Raw genomic sequence first — 13,910 nt, 5'->3', positions numbered from 1 at the left:
GTCAGCCGACGGTGATCCGCCCCTCGACGGCGGCGAGGGCGATGTCGGTGCGCCAGTGCGCGTCGGCCAGCCGCACGCCGGCCACCCGCTCGTAGGCGGCCTGCCGGGCGGCGGCCAGGTCGTCGCCCACCGCGGTCACGGCGAGCACGCGCCCCCCGGCGGAGACGACCGTCCCGTCGGCCGCGAGGGCGGTGCCGGCGTGCAGCACGCCCTCCCCGTCCGCGCCGGTGATCGCGTCCCCGGTCCGGGGCTCCTCCGGGTAGCCCGGCGCCGCCACCACCACGGTCACCGCGGCGCCGGCGCGCCAGCGCAGCGGCGGGTGCCCGGCGAGGGTGCCGGTGGCGGCGGCCTGCAGCAGCCCACCCAGCGGGGTCTCCAGCAGCGGCAGCACGACCTGCGTCTCGGGGTCGCCGAACCGGGCGTTGAACTCCACCACCCGGACTCCCCGCGAGGTCAGCGCCAGCCCGGCGTACAGCAGCCCGCTGAAGGGCTCGCCCCGCCGGGCCATCTCGTCGACGGTCGGCTGCAGCACGGTGGCCAGCACCTCGTCGACCAGCCCGGCCGGGGCCCAGGGCAGCGGCGCGTAGGCGCCCATGCCGCCGGTGTTCGGGCCCCCGTCCCCGTCGTCGCGCCGCTTGTGGTCCTGCGCCGGGACCAGGGGCAGCACCGTCGTCCCGTCGGTGACGGCGAACAGCGAGACCTCCGGCCCGTCGAGGTACTCCTCGACGAGCACCGCGCCCCCCGCGTCGAGCACCCCGCGGCCGTGGGCGACGGCGGCCTCCCGGTCGGGCGTGACGACGACGCCCTTCCCCGCGGCCAGGCCGTCGTCCTTGACCACGAAGGGGGCGCCGCCGGTGGCCGCTGCCACCTCGTCCAGCGCGGTCTCCAGCTCGGCCGGACCGCCGACCGGCCACGACCGGGCGGTCGGCACGCCGGCCGCGGTCATGACGTGCTTGGCGAAGGACTTGCTGCCCTCCAGCTGCGCGGCCTGCGCGGACGGGCCGAAGCAGGCGATCCCCGCCTCCCGGACCGCGTCGGCGGCACCGGCCACCAGGGGCACCTCGGGTCCGACGACGACCAGGTCGGCGCCCCAGTCGCGCGCCAGCGCGGCCACCGCGACCGGGTCGGCCACCGCCAGTGATCCACCCCCGGGTGGCGGCGGAGCCACCGCCCGCGTCCCGGCGTTGCCGGGGGCGCAGGCGAGCCCGCTCACCGCGGGGTCGGACTGGAGAGCCACGCACAGGGCGTGCTCCCGGGCACCGGAGCCGATCACCAGCACGCGCACGAGCGGCGACCCTACCGATGCGGTGCGGGCACGGTTCGGCCGGCAGCGCACGAGGTGGGACGGGAGGGCGGAAGGCCCTCAGCCCCCGGGACGTGAGTTCCGCACCGCCCGGAATGCTGCTGGTCACCGAACCGGCCGCTCGATGGTGCGCAACCCGTCTCCTGCAGTTCCCCTTCGATTCATCCGGTTCCGCTGTTGTGGGTGTCATGCGCGCGATCGAGTCGCTGGCGGACCGGCCAGTGACACGCCTCCCCCGGCCCGTCGTCATCGGACACCGCGGAGCCCCGGCCTACCGGCCGGAGCACACCGCCGCCAGCTTCGAGCTGGCCATCGACCTCGGTGCCGACCTCATCGAGCCGGACGTGGTGGTCAGCCGCGACGGCGTGCTCGTCGTCCGGCACGAGAGCGAGCTCTCGCTCTCCACCGACGTCGCCGAGCACCCGGAGTTCGCCGGCCGCCGCACCACCAGGCTGGTCGACGGGAAGCTGCACACCGGCTGGTTCGTCGAGGACTTCACCTGTGCCGAGCTGCGCACCCTGCGCGCGGTCGAGCGGATGCCGTCGCTACGGCCGCTCAACACCGCCTACGACGGTCGCTACGGCATCCTGACGCTGGCCGAGGTGATCGAGCTGGCGCGCTGCCGCTCGACCGCCGAGCGCCCCGTCCGCGTGCTCGCCGAGCTCAAGCACCCCGAGTGGTGCCACGCCGAGGGGCGCTCCATGGCGGATCTGGTGGCCGACGAGCTGCGCCTGCTCGGCGCCGACCGTTCCTCCGGGACCGTGGTGCTGCAGTCGTTCGACCCGGCCGTCCTGCGCGAGCTGCGCAGCCGCCTGGGCGAGGACGGCCCGCGGATGGTGCAGCTAATCGAGGACGACCACGCCGGTGACGTCATGGTGACCCCGTCCGGGCTGCGGGAGATCTCCACCTACGCACAGGGGGTCGGCCCGAGCCGGGAGCGGGTCCTGGCCGACGCCGCCGAGCACGCCCTGACCGGCGCGCCGAACCTGGTGGCGCAGGCGCACGGTGCCGAGCTGACGGTGTTCTGCTGGACGCTGCGCGCGGAGAACGCCTTCCTGCCCGAGCACCTGCGCCGGGGGGAGGCCCCGGAGGCGCTCGGGGACGCGCTGGGTGACGCCGCGGCGCTGCTGGCTCTCGGGGTGGACGGGCTGATCACCGACTTCCCCGACGTCGCCGTCCGCGCACGGACCGCCCTCACCCCCCAGCCGGTCTGAGCGGCACCGGGTCAGCGCACCCCTCCACCCGGCACACCCGCCTCGCCGATCAACGCCTCCACCACCAGCACGGTTGATGCCACCACGAGCCTGCGCGTGGTGGGGCAGGGGGTCCTCACGCGATCAGATCGTGCAGCACCACGTTCTCGTCCCGGCCGGGACCCACGCCGACGACGCTGATCCGCGCCCCGGAGAGCTCCTCCAGCCTGCGCACGTAGGCCTGCGCGTTGGCCGGGAGCTCGTCGAAGCTCCGGCAGTGCCGGATGTCCTCGGACCAGCCGGGCATCTCCTCGTAGACCGGCTTCGCGTGGTGGAAGTCGGTCTGTGTCATCGGCATCTCGTCGTGCCGGACGCCGTCCACCTCGTAGGCGATGCAGATCGGCACCGTCTGCAGGCCGGAGAGCACGTCCAGCTTGGTCAGGAAGTAGTCGGTGATGCCGTTGACCCGGCTGGCATAGCGGGCGACGACGGCGTCGAACCAGCCGCAGCGGCGGTCCCGGCCGGTGGTGACACCGACCTCACCGCCCTGCGTGCGCAGGTACTCGCCGCTGGCGTCGAACAGCTCGGTCGGGAAGGGCCCCGAGCCGACGCGGGTCGTGTAGGCCTTCAGGATGCCGACGACCCGCTCGATCCGGGTCGGGCCCACACCCGCGCCCACGGCGGCGCCGCCGGCGGTCGGGTTGGACGACGTCACGAACGGATACGTGCCGTGGTCGACGTCCAGCAGCGTGCCCTGGGAGCCCTCGAGCAGCACCCACTCGCCGTCGTCGAGCGCCTTGCCCAGCAGCAGCCGGGTGTCGACGATCCGGTGCCGGAGCTCCTCGGCGTAGCGGGTGTACTCCTCGACGACCTCGTCCACGTCGATGGCCTTGCGGTTGTAGACTTTGACCAGGATCTGGTTCTTCTCCTGGAGCGTCCCCTCGAGCTTCTGCCGGAGGATCGAGAGGTCGAGGAGGTCCTGCACGCGGATGCCGACGCGGGCGACCTTGTCGCCGTAGGCGGGGCCGATGCCGCGGCCGGTGGTGCCGATCTTGCGCTTGCCCAGGAACCGCTCGGTGACCTTGTCGAGGGCCCGGTGGTGCGGCATGATCAAGTGCGCGTCGGAGGAGATGACCAGCCGCGAGGTGTCCACCCCCCGCTCCTCCAGCCCGGCGAGCTCCCCGATCAGCACCTCCGGGTCGATCACGACGCCGTTGCCGATGACCGGCGTGCAGCCCGGCGTGAGGATCCCGGAGGGGATCAGGTGGAGGGCGTACTTCTCACCGTCGGGCGTGATGACGGTGTGCCCGGCGTTGTTGCCACCCTGGTAGCGGACGACGTAGGGGACGCGGCCGCCGAGCAGGTCGGTGGCCTTGCCCTTGCCTTCGTCGCCCCACTGGGCACCGATCAGCACGACAGCGGGCATCGGCTCCTGGTTCTCCTGTTCTTCGGCATCCGGGACGTCCCGGCCGGCAGGTGGCAGGGTATCGGCATGTCGTCGGTCGAGCTGGACCTCCGCCGTCTGGGCCCCGGGGAGGCACCGCTCCGGAGCCAGCTGGAGCCGGTCCCCACCGCCGCGTCGCTGGTCGTCCGCGGCCCGGTCGCCGGGCTGTCCGCCGTGCTCGCGGCCCTGCACAAGGCCGGGCGGACGGCGGAGGTGCCCGTCTCCTGGGAGCCGGCCACCGACAAGGCCTCGACGGCGCTCGCCCGCGACCTGGGGATCGGCACCGGCGCCCCCCGGGACCTCACCCTGGTCCGGGACGACCACGGCGGCGTACTGCTGCACCACGGCCGCATCGAGGCCGCCGGTGACGGGCGGCGGTCCCTGTCCCGGCGGCTGGGCCTGCAGGCGTACCACGACGACATCCGGGTGGCCGACGGCGAGATCACCCGGATCGACGTCCGCCCCGACTGGAGCGCCGTCGACACGATCGGCGTCACCGTCATGATCCAGCCGCTCCGGCCGACGCGGCAGACCAGCGGCCGCGCCCTCCAGGTCGCCTGCGATCCCGCCCGGATCGTCCGTGACGGCGTGCCCTACGTCCGGCCGGTCGACCGCTGGACGTGGTACGCCGACGACCGGGTGCGGTGGCGCCTGCACCCGTGAGCGGGCGATCGCCCCGCCACGTTGCCGGGGGCCCCAGGGCGTCGTGGACACTGGAGTCGCACCCGCTCGCCCCCGAGGAGGACCCGCTGCCGACGTGCTGTTGCCCCATCGGGTCGCCGTTCCGTTGATCACCGACCGCCCGTCCGCCTTCGGAACCCGCCCCGCCCCGGCTCCGCCGGGCCGCCGGTTCCTGGCGCGCGCACTGGCCCGGCCGAGCCTGCCGGCGGTCGTCGGGCTGGTCGTGGTCGTCGCCTACTTCGCCGTGCAGGTGCCGGAGCTGCTGTCGCCGTTCGGGCTGGCCACGGTCCTCGACACCGCGGCCGTGCTGGGCATCGGGGGCGTCGCCGTGGCGCTGCTGCTGGTCGCCGGGCAGTTCGACCTCTCGGTGGGGGTGATCGCGGTCTCCAGCTCGCTGCTCACCGCGCTGCTGATCGGCTTCGCGGGCTGGAGCGCCTGGCCGGCGCTGATCGTCTCGCTGCTCGCCGCGCTGGCGGTCGGGGTGGTCAACGGCGTCCTCGTCGTCAACACCGGCCTGCCCAGCTTCCTGGTCACGCTGGCGACCTTCCTGATCCTGCAGGGCACCTCGCAGGCCGGCGCCCAGGCGGTCGCGGGCTCCACCCGGGTCAGCGGCCTGGACCAGACGCCGGGGTGGTCGTCGGCGAGCGCGCTGTTCGACGCGACGCTGCAGATCGGCAACGGCCGGTTCAGCGTTGCGATCGTGTGGTGGGTGGTGCTGACCGGGCTGGCCACCTGGGGCCTGTGGCGGACGAAGTTCGGCAACGCGGTCTTCGCCTGCGGCGGCGCTCGCCAGGCGGCGCGGGAGCTCGGCGTGCCGGTCCGCCGGACGACCGTGACGCTGTTCTGCCTCACCGCGGCCGCGGGCTGGCTGCTCGGCACCTTCACGCTGGTGCGGCTGGGCAGCGTGCAGGCGGGCGGCACCGTGGGCATCCTCAGCGGGATCGACTTCATCGTCGTCGCGGTCATCGGCGGCTGCCTGCTCACCGGCGGCTACGGCTCCGCGATCGGTGCCGCCGTCGGCGCGCTGCTGTACGCGGTCGCGCGGGAGGGCATCACGCTGGCCGACTGGGACACCCGCTGGTTCCAGGCGCTGCTGGGAGTGCTGCTCCTGGTGGCCCTGCTGGCCAACGGCGTGGTGCGGCGGCGGCTCAAGTCGAGGCCGCGCTCGTGAGCACGTCCGCGGCCGTGGACGGCGCCCCGGCTCCCGGACCGATCCCCGTCGTGGAGCTGCGCGGCGTCACCGTGCGGCACGGCCACGTACCGGCGCTGAGCCGGGTGAGCGCCGCGCTGGTCCCCGGCGAGATCACCTGCGTGCTCGGCGAGAACGGCTCCGGGAAGTCGACGCTGGTGTCGGTCCTGTCGGGGCTGCGCCGGCACGACGAGGGCGAGCTGCGCGTCGACGGCACGCCCGTGCGGTTCCGCTCGCCCCGGCAGGCGCGGGAGGTCGGCATCGCCACCGTCTGGCAGGACCTCGCCGTCGCGCCGCTGCTGTCGGTGTGGCGGAACTTCTTCCTCGGCGCCGAGCCCACCCGCGGGGTGTGGCCGCTGCGCCGCCTCGACCTCGACGGCGCCCGGGAGACGACCGCCCGGGCCATGGCCCGGGTCGGTGTCACCGGGCTGGACCCCGACCAGCCGGCGAGCTCCCTGCAGGCCGGTGAGCGGCAGAGCCTCGCCGTCGCCCGCGCCCTGCACTTCGGCGCCCGGGCGCTGGTCATCGACGAACCCGTGACGCCCATGACGGTCGCCCGGCAGACGCTGTTCGGCCAGTCCATCCTGGCCGCCCGGGCCCAGGGCCTCGCGGTCGTCGTCGTGACGAACAACCCGCGCTACGCCCACCTCATCGGCGACCGGTTCCTGCTCCTGGCGCACGGCCAGGTGGCCGGCAACCTCACGCGGGACGACGTCGACGCCGACGTGCTCACCGCGCTGATGACCGGCGGCGATCAGCTGACCACGCTGACCGACGCGCTCACCGCGCTCCACCCGGAGCTCGGCGAGCGCTGAGCCGCCCGGGCCCCCGACGGCTGCGGGGGCCCGGGGCAGGTCAGGTGAAGATGCTCACCCCGCCGGGGCCGACCAGCAGCCCCACGACGATGAGCACGATGCCCCACACGATCTCCTTACGGATGATTGCGACGATCCCGGCGATCACCAGGACGACGGCGAGGATCCACAACAAGGTGGCCATCAGAGGTCTCCTCTCCAGGGCGCCCATCTGGCGCCGAGCACTCTGCGTAGTGAGCAGGAGAGTGGTGATCCAAACGCAGGTCACCCGAAAGTGCTGGTGGACGACAGAACGAGCGGCCCGCCGATGCGGACCGCTCGTTACCGATCGTGAACGATCAGATGGCCAACGTCGGATCGCAGTCCCGCAGGAGCTGGGTGCACCGCTCCGCCTCCGCGGTCTCGCCGATCGCCTCGGCGGCCGAGGCGAGCACGGTGACGCAGCGCAGGAAGCCCCGGTTGGGCTCGTGCGACCACGGCACGGGGCCGTAGCCCTTCCAGCCGTTGCGGCGCAGCGCGTCGAGCCCGCGGTGGTACCCGGTGCGGGCGTAGGCGTAGGCCTGGATCGTGTCGACCAGCGCCCGCTCGGGGCGGTGCAGCGCCTCCTCGGCCAGACCGGCCCACACCGCGCTCACCGTCGGGTGGTGCGCGGCCACCTCGGCCAGGGTGGCACCCTCGGCGAGCTCGGCGTCGGCCTCGGGCGTCGCGGGCAGCAGGGTGGCCGGCGGCTCGCCCAGCAGGTTGCCGTGGGAGTGGGTCATGGTCACGCGCCCTGGGACTGGCCGGCCGACAGCAGGTGCTCGCAGGCCTCCACGACGCGGGCGGCCATGCCCGTCTCGGCGGCCTTGAGGTAGCTGCGCGGGTCGTAGGCCTTCTTGTTGCCGACCTCGCCGTCGATCTTGAGCACGCCGTCGTAGTTGCTGAACATGTGCCCGGCGATCGGGCGGGTGAAGGCGTACTGGGTGTCGGTGTCGACGTTCATCTTCACCACGCCGTAGGAGAGGGCCTCGCGGATCTCCGACTCCGCCGAGCCCGAACCGCCGTGGAAGACCAGGTTGAACGGCTTGGCGCCCTCGCCCAGCCCGAACTCCTTGGCCACCAGTGCCTGGCCGCGCTCGAGCACGTCGGGTCGCAGTTTCACGTTCCCCGGCTTGTAGACGCCGTGCACGTTGCCGAACGTGGCGGCGAGCAGGTAGACGCCGCGCTCCCCCAGCCCGAGCTGCTGCGCGGTGCGCAGGAAGTCGCCGTCGGCGGTGTAGAGCTTCTCGTTGATCTCGGCGACGACGCCGTCCTCCTCGCCGCCGACGATGCCGATCTCCAGTTCCAGCACGATCTTGGCGGCCGCCGACTTCTCCATGAGCTCCTCGGCGATGTCGAGGTTCTCGCCCAGCTCGATCGCCGAGCCGTCCCACATGTGCGACTGGAACAGCGGCTCCTGGCCGGCGTCGACCCGGTCCTTGGACAGCGCGATCAGCGGGCGCACGTAGGAGTCCAGCTTGTCCTTGGGGCAGTGGTCGGTGTGCAGCGCGACGTTGACCGGGTACTTCTCGGCCACCACGTGCGCGAACTCGGCCAGCGCAACCGCACCGGTGACCATGTCCTTCACCCGGGTGCCCGAGCCGAACTCGGCGCCGCCGGTGGAGAACTGGATGATGCCGTCGCTGCCGGCGTCGGCGAAGCCGCGCAGCGCCGCGTTGATGGTCTCCGAGGAGGTGCAGTTGATCGCCGGATAGGCGAAGCCGCCTTCCTTCGCCCGGCTGATCATGTCGGCGTAGACCTCGGGGGTCGCGATGGGCATGCGGTGCACTCCTCGCATCGGTTGCGGCTGTACTGCGCTGTACGTGCTGACGACGGGGGTCAGTATCCCGCCGCGCCTTCTCCCGGCCACACCGCGGGCCGCGGCAGACCCCGACCGGGCGACACCGGCTCAGCCCTCGTCCCCGTCGCGCCCCACCCGCTGCCCGGGCGCGGTGGCGAGCTGCACGGCCTGGCGGAGATCGATCCGCGCGCCGGCCAGGCGGATCGCGCGGGGATCCGGCGTGGGAGGACGCTGCCCCGCAGATCGCACGGGGAGGTCGGCGTCGTACCGGCCCGCATCCCGGACGTCGGTCGACGGCAGCACGCGGCGGTGCGCCGGTCAGCCCTGCTCGATGCGGCTGACCACCCGCGCGGCGACGACCACCGGGTCGTAGGTCGGCGAGAACGGCGGCGCGTAGGAGAGGTCGGAGCCGGCGAGGTCCTCGGCGGTCATCCCCGCCCAGATGGCGGCGGCCAGCACGTCGATCCGCTTGCCCGACCCGGGGCCGCCGACGAGCTGGGCACCGAGCAGCCGCCCCGACCCGGCCTCGCTGACGAGCTTGACGGCGATCTCCTCGGCGCCGGGGTAGTAGCCGGCCCTCGTCGTCGCCTCGATCGTCTCGGTGCAGTAGTCGAAGCCGGCCTGCTCGGCCTCGGTGGTGCACAGCCCGGTGCGACCGATCTCCAGCTCCCCCACCTTGGTCAGCGCGGTGCCCAGGACCCCGGCGAAGCGGGCCGCCCGGCCGCCGACGACCGAGCCGGCCACCCGTCCCTGCTTGTTCGCATGGGTGCCGAGCGCGACGTGGGTGACCTCGCCGGTGACCCGGTGGAAGGTCTGCGAGCAGTCGCCGGCGGCGTAGATCTCCGGGTGCGAGCGGGTGCGCTGGGTGCGGTCGACGTCGATGGCGCCGGTGGTCCCGAGCCGGATGCCGGCCCGCTCGGCCAGCGCCACCTCCGGGCCCATGCCCAGCCCCAGCACGACGAGGTCGGCGTCGTAGCTGCCGGCGTCGGTGCGCACACCCCGCGCCCGGCCGGACCCGTCCACCAGGATCTCGCGGACCGCCTGGTCGGGGTGCATCTCCATGCCCATGGCGCCCATGCCGGCGCAGACCCGCTCGGCCATGTCGGTGTCGAGCAGCTGCATCGGCAGCGGGTCGGCGAGTACGACGGTGACCTCGAGACCGCGCCGCTGCAGCGCCTCAGCCATCTCCAGCCCGATGTAGCCGCCGCCCAGGACCAGGGCGCGGCGCGGGCCGGCGTCCAGGGCGGCCCGGATGGCGGCGCCGTCGTCGAGCCGGTGGACGCCGAAGACGCCCGGCGCGTCCAGCCCCGGGATCGGCGGGCGGTTCGGGCGGCCTCCGGTGGCGACGAGCAGGCGGTCGTAGCCGATCCGCTCGCCGGTGTCGGTGACGACCTTCCCCGCGTCGGCGTCGATCTCGACCGCCTGCGTGCCGGTGTGCACGGTGATGTCCCGGGCGGCGAAGTCCGCCGGCGTCCGGGCGACCAGCGCGTCCCGCTCCGCCACCTGCCCGCCGACCCAGTACGGGATGCCGCAGGCGGAGTAGGAGACGACGTCCCCCTGCTCCAGCACCACGATCTCCAGGTCGTCGGCGTCCCTCAGCCGGCGGGCCTGGGCCGCGGCCGACATGCCCGCCGCGTCGCCGCCGATGACGAGGAACCGGTCCTTGGCCGTGGTCACCGGTCCAGCGTGGCACCCACCGGCGCGCTGCGGAACACCGTGCCCGGGTTCAGCAGCCCGGCCGGGTCGAGCGCGGACTTGATCGAGCGGTGCACGTCGAGGGCCACCGGGCCGATCTCGCGCTCCAGCCAGTCCACCTTGAGCACCCCCACCCCGTGCTCGCCGGTGATCGTGCCCCCGAGCGCGAGGCCGAGCTCCAGGATGTCGTCGAAGGCGCCGAACGCACGGGCCCGCTGGTCGTCGTCGGCGGGGTCGAAGACGACGGTGGGGTGCATGTTGCCGTCGCCGGCGTGGCCGACGACGCCGACGACCAGTCCCCGGGCCGCGGCGATCGCGTCGCAGCCGTCGAGGAACTGGGCGATCCGCGACCGCGGCACGGCGACGTCGTCGATCAGCGTGCTGCCCAGCTGCGCCAGGGCCGGCAGCGCCATGCGCCGCGCGGCAAGCAGCAGGTCGCCCTCGGCGGGGTCGTCGGTGGTGTGCACCAGGTCGGCACCGGCCTCGCGGCAGAGCTGGGCCAGGACCTCGATCTCGGCCAGGGCCGCGGCGCCGCCGGTGTCGGACTGGGCGACGAGCAGCGCGTGCGCGCTCCGGTCCAGATCGGCCTTCAGCAGGTCGTCGACGGCGCAGATGCAGGTGTTGTCCATGACCTCCAGCAGGCTGGGCACCAGCCCGGCGGTCACCACCCGCTCGACGACCTGCCCGGTCTGCGCCGTCGTCGCGAACGTCGCAGCGAGGGTGACCGGGCGCTGCGGCGCCGGGCGCAGCGCGAGGGTCGCCTCGGTGATGATTCCGAGGGTGCCCTCCGAGCCGACGAACAGGCGCGCCAGGTCGTAGCCGGCCACGCCCTTCACCGTGCGGCGGCCGGTGCGCAGCACCCGCCCGTCGGCGAGCACGACCTCCAGGCCGAGCACGTAGTCGGTGGTGACGCCGTACTTCACGCAGCACAGCCCACCGGAGTTCGTGGAGAGGTTGCCGCCGATCGTGCACCAGTCGTAGCTCGACGGGTCGGGAGGGTAGAACAGGCCTGACCCGGCGACGGCGTCGCGCAGCTGCTTGTTCACCACACCGGGCTGGACGACGGCCAGCCGGTCGGCCGGGGACACCTCCAGGACGGCGTCCATGCGGGTCATGACGACGGTGATCCCGCCGTCGACGGCGTTGCTGGCCCCGGCGAGCCCCGACCCGGCGCCCCGCGGCACCACCGGCAGCCCGTGCCGGGCCGCGATCCGCATCACCGCGACCACGTCGTCCGTGCAGCGCGGGAACACCACGGCGGCCGGGGTGCCGGCGGAGGCCAGCATCGCCTGGTCACGCGCGTAGCCGGCGGTGACGTCGGGGTCGGTGAGGACGCCGTCGGCACCCAGCGCGTCGGTCAGCTCGGCGAGCCACGTCGCCGTCGTCGTGGTCACCGTCACACCGTACGACCTGACCCCGCCGGCGAGATCGGCGATCTCGCCCGTTCCAGCCGTTCGTACGGTGCGAGATCGGCGATCTCGCCCGTTCCAGCGGTTCAGGCGAGGCCGAGGTCGGCGCCGGTGAAGGCGGCCCGGTACTCGAAGCCGGCCTGCTCCACCGCGGCGCGGCCCCCGCGGTCGACGACCACCGCGATCGCCACCACCTCGGCGCCCGCCTCCTGCAGGGCCTGGGCGGCGGTGAGCGGGCTGCCGCCGGTCGTGGAGACGTCCTCGACCACGAGGACGGCGCGCCCCTCGACGTCGGGCCCCTCGATCCGCCGTTGCAGGCCGTGGGCCTTGCCCGCCTTCCGGACCACGCAGGCGTCGAGGAACCCCTCGCCCGCCGCCGCGGCGTGCAGCATGGCGGCCGCCACCGGGTCGGCGCCGAGCGTGAGCCCGCCGACGACGTCGTAGCGCAGGTCGCCGGTGAGCTGGCGCATCACCCGACCGACCAGCGGCGCGCCCTCGTGGTGCAGCGTCAACCGGCGCATGTCGATGTACCAGTCGGCCTCCTGCCCCGAGGAGAGCGTGACCTTCCCGTGCACCACGGCGAGGTCGACGATCAGCTGCAGCAGCCGGTCGCGGTCGGGAAGCGTCGGAGCAGCCGTCATGGACCCGACCCTAGTGAGCGCCGGTCGGAGCCACCGCGGCGTGACCACCCGGACGGCCCAGGAGGACACCGGTCCCTTCTCAGGCGGTGGGCGCGAGCACCTGGTCGATGATGTAGACGGTGGCGTTGGCGGTCTGCACGTTCCCGCAGATCACGGAGGCCTCCATCTGGTCGAGGACCGTGGCTTCGGCGCCGATGGCGAAGTCCTGCCCGGAGCCCTCGATGGTGACCTCGTCGTTGTTCAGCGTGGTGTGCGTGCCGGCCAGTTCGTCGGGGGCCAGGCGGCCCGGGATGACGTGGTGGGTCAGCATCGCGGTGAGCTGCGGGGTGTCGGCCAGGAGGGCGTCGAGCGCACCGGCCGGGAACGCCTCGAACGCCGGGTCGGCCGGCGCCAGCACGGTGATGTCGTCGATGCTGTTCAGGGTGTCGACCAGGCTCGCGGCCTGGACGGCCCGGACCAGGGAGGAGAGGGCCGGGTTGTTGCCGGCCGCGGTGACGACCGGGTCGGCGCTCATGCCCTGGAAGCTGCCCGCGCCCTCGGTCGCCACGGCCGCGCAGCCCTCGCCGAACGGCTCGTCGGAGACGGGCGCGGCCGAGCTCTCGGCGGCCGCGGAGGTGCTGCTGGTGCCGGCGGCGGTGCTCTCCGCGGAGTCGTCGGAGCCGCAGGCGCTGAGCGTGATCGCCAGGGCGGAGACGGCGGTGAGCAGGACGCCGCGGGTGAGGGTGCGCTTCATGGTGGTGGTCCTGTCCTGGTGCCGCGCGAGGTCGGCGCCGCGATCGGGTCGGGCGTGGTGCGTCGCCGGTCCGGCCGGTGGGTCGCCGTCGGTCCCTGCCGCGACGAGCCCGGTGGCGCGGACTCCGCGCGACTGGCCGGCCGCCGGCCGGGCGGGAGCGCCCGGACGGCCTGATCAGCGCTGGCCGGTGGCGAGCTGCCACTTGCGGAAGCGGTACCAGTCGTTGGACGCCTTCGCCGCGAGCAGCACGACCCCGGCCGCGGTGAGGGCGATCTGGAACCAGGTGAGCGTGGTGACGAACGGCAGCGGCCCGGTGCTCCCGGCGCTGAAGGGCGCCGTCAGCAGCGTCAGCCCGCCCAGCACCCACAGCACGATCCGGGCCCAGTTGCGGCCCTGCCAGGCGAACCAGAGGAACAACCCCTGCAGCAGGAGCATCAGGACCCCGACGGCGATGCTGATCTGGAGGGCGAGCTCGGCGAACTGCTCGACGTCCACGCCCTCCAGCCCGGGGTCGTCGAGCCCGGTCCCCTCCTGGGCGAGCGTCCAGTCGAGGAAATCCTCCCAGTTGAGCACCGTGGCGATGCCGGCCGCCGCGCTGAGCACGAGCGCGGCCAGGAAGGCGCCGAGCCCGGCGCGCACCGTCAGCGGGCGCTCCATGGGCTCGGGGGCGTCGGGGCCCCACCCGTCGGGCGCGGCCGGGGCGGGCTGGTAGCCGTAGGGGTGCTGGCCGTACGGCGGCTGCCCCGCGCCGTACGGGTGCTGGCCCGGCGCTCCCTGACCGTAGGGGCCGGGGCCGTGGGGCGGCTGGCCCGGCGGCGGAGGAGGCCAGCCGGGCTGCTGCCCGCCCTGCCCCTCGGGCCGGCCCTGCTGGTCGTCCTGACCCGCCGTCATCGCGCCTCCGTTCCTCGGTCGGTCATCGCCGCGATCATGGTCGACGGCGGCACAGCGGACCAGCGGGCGCGCGGAGCCACCCGGTCGGGGTGGCTCC

General features: G+C 74.1%; 15 protein-coding genes. 4 read left to right on the top strand and 11 right to left on the bottom strand.

What is annotated here, in order from left to right; genetic code table 11:
* Position 1 precedes the first annotated feature (1 nt).
* A complete protein-coding gene (gene purD, locus ACI791_RS17040; RefSeq protein ID WP_456587125.1) occupies positions 2-1,285 on the bottom strand; it encodes a phosphoribosylamine--glycine ligase in 1,284 nt (427 codons plus the stop codon).
* A gap of 239 nt (positions 1,286-1,524) precedes the next feature.
* Here purD and ACI791_RS17035 point away from each other — a divergent pair, with 239 nt between their 5' ends.
* Complete coding sequence (locus ACI791_RS17035; protein ID WP_456587124.1) at positions 1,525-2,517, top strand: glycerophosphodiester phosphodiesterase family protein; 993 nt, start codon at positions 1,525-1,527, stop codon at positions 2,515-2,517.
* 115 nt (positions 2,518-2,632) lie between these two features.
* On the opposite strand, the gene ACI791_RS17030 is transcribed toward ACI791_RS17035, so the two are convergent.
* A complete protein-coding gene (locus ACI791_RS17030; RefSeq protein WP_456587123.1) occupies positions 2,633-3,922 on the bottom strand; it encodes an adenylosuccinate synthase in 1,290 nt (429 codons plus the stop codon).
* 66 nt (positions 3,923-3,988) lie between these two features.
* Between ACI791_RS17030 and ACI791_RS17025 the strand changes: the two genes are divergently transcribed.
* The 3 genes from ACI791_RS17025 to ACI791_RS17015 all read left to right on the top strand — a co-directional run bounded on the left by ACI791_RS17025 (position 3,989) and on the right by ACI791_RS17015 (position 6,625).
* Positions 3,989-4,603: a hypothetical protein gene (locus tag ACI791_RS17025; protein WP_456587122.1), complete on the top strand. Its 615-nt coding sequence runs from the start codon at positions 3,989-3,991 to the stop codon at positions 4,601-4,603.
* A 94-nt stretch (positions 4,604-4,697) separates the two neighbouring features.
* A complete protein-coding gene (locus tag ACI791_RS17020; protein ID WP_456587121.1) occupies positions 4,698-5,792 on the top strand; it encodes an ABC transporter permease in 1,095 nt (364 codons plus the stop codon).
* A complete protein-coding gene (locus tag ACI791_RS17015; protein WP_456587120.1) occupies positions 5,789-6,625 on the top strand; it encodes an ATP-binding cassette domain-containing protein in 837 nt (278 codons plus the stop codon). The genes ACI791_RS17020 and ACI791_RS17015 overlap by 4 nt, the downstream gene beginning before the upstream one ends.
* A 40-nt stretch (positions 6,626-6,665) precedes the next feature.
* Here the strand turns inward: ACI791_RS17015 and ACI791_RS17010 are convergent, their stop codons facing one another.
* From ACI791_RS17010 to ACI791_RS16970, 9 genes are all read right to left on the bottom strand, one after another.
* Positions 6,666-6,809, bottom strand: a complete 144-nt coding sequence (locus ACI791_RS17010) for a GPGG-motif small membrane protein (RefSeq protein ID WP_347058253.1) — start codon at positions 6,807-6,809, stop codon at positions 6,666-6,668.
* A 154-nt stretch (positions 6,810-6,963) separates the two neighbouring features.
* Entirely contained in the window at positions 6,964-7,386 is a 423-nt protein-coding gene (locus tag ACI791_RS17005; protein WP_456587119.1) for a DUF3151 domain-containing protein, read from the bottom strand.
* A gap of 2 nt (positions 7,387-7,388) precedes the next feature.
* On the bottom strand, positions 7,389-8,423 hold the full coding sequence (gene fbaA / locus ACI791_RS17000; protein ID WP_456587118.1) for a class II fructose-bisphosphate aldolase: 1,035 nt from the start codon (positions 8,421-8,423) through the stop codon (positions 7,389-7,391).
* A 129-nt stretch (positions 8,424-8,552) separates the two neighbouring features.
* On the bottom strand, positions 8,553-8,747 hold the full coding sequence (locus tag ACI791_RS16995; protein ID WP_456587117.1) for a hypothetical protein: 195 nt from the start codon (positions 8,745-8,747) through the stop codon (positions 8,553-8,555).
* A gap of 15 nt (positions 8,748-8,762) precedes the next feature.
* A complete protein-coding gene (locus tag ACI791_RS16990) occupies positions 8,763-10,121 on the bottom strand; it encodes an FAD-dependent oxidoreductase (RefSeq protein WP_456587116.1) in 1,359 nt (452 codons plus the stop codon).
* Complete coding sequence (locus tag ACI791_RS16985) at positions 10,118-11,533, bottom strand: FAD-binding oxidoreductase (protein WP_456587115.1); 1,416 nt, start codon at positions 11,531-11,533, stop codon at positions 10,118-10,120. Before ACI791_RS16985 ends, ACI791_RS16990 begins: the two co-directional genes overlap by 4 nt.
* A 101-nt stretch (positions 11,534-11,634) precedes the next feature.
* Positions 11,635-12,189: an orotate phosphoribosyltransferase gene (gene pyrE / locus ACI791_RS16980; RefSeq protein ID WP_456587114.1), complete on the bottom strand. Its 555-nt coding sequence runs from the start codon at positions 12,187-12,189 to the stop codon at positions 11,635-11,637.
* A gap of 79 nt (positions 12,190-12,268) precedes the next feature.
* Positions 12,269-12,922: a fasciclin domain-containing protein gene (locus ACI791_RS16975; RefSeq protein ID WP_456587113.1), complete on the bottom strand. Its 654-nt coding sequence runs from the start codon at positions 12,920-12,922 to the stop codon at positions 12,269-12,271.
* Between the two features lie 174 nt (positions 12,923-13,096).
* Entirely contained in the window at positions 13,097-13,813 is a 717-nt protein-coding gene (locus tag ACI791_RS16970) for a hypothetical protein (RefSeq protein WP_456587112.1), read from the bottom strand.
* Positions 13,814-13,910 lie beyond the last annotated feature (97 nt).

This window comes from Blastococcus sp. SYSU DS0973 (assembly GCF_054051055.1).
This window is presented reverse-complemented; position numbering and strand designations above follow the sequence as displayed.

Excerpts from the sequence above, each read along its gene's own strand:
- ACI791_RS17030 (WP_456587123.1), bottom strand. The coding sequence starts at position 3,922 with ATGCCCGCTGTCGTGCTGATCGGTGCCCAGTGGGGCGACGAAGGCAAG.
- ACI791_RS17025 (WP_456587122.1), top strand. The coding sequence starts at position 3,989 with ATGTCGTCGGTCGAGCTGGACCTCCGCCGTCTGGGCCCCGGGGAGGCA.
- ACI791_RS17010 (WP_347058253.1), bottom strand. The coding sequence starts at position 6,809 with ATGGCCACCTTGTTGTGGATCCTCGCCGTCGTCCTGGTGATCGCCGGG.
- ACI791_RS17005 (WP_456587119.1), bottom strand. The coding sequence starts at position 7,386 with ATGACCCACTCCCACGGCAACCTGCTGGGCGAGCCGCCGGCCACCCTG.
- fbaA (WP_456587118.1), bottom strand. The coding sequence starts at position 8,423 with ATGCCCATCGCGACCCCCGAGGTCTACGCCGACATGATCAGCCGGGCG.
- pyrE (WP_456587114.1), bottom strand. The coding sequence starts at position 12,189 with ATGACGGCTGCTCCGACGCTTCCCGACCGCGACCGGCTGCTGCAGCTG.
- ACI791_RS16975 (WP_456587113.1), bottom strand. The coding sequence starts at position 12,922 with ATGAAGCGCACCCTCACCCGCGGCGTCCTGCTCACCGCCGTCTCCGCC.
- ACI791_RS16970 (WP_456587112.1), bottom strand. The coding sequence starts at position 13,813 with ATGACGGCGGGTCAGGACGACCAGCAGGGCCGGCCCGAGGGGCAGGGC.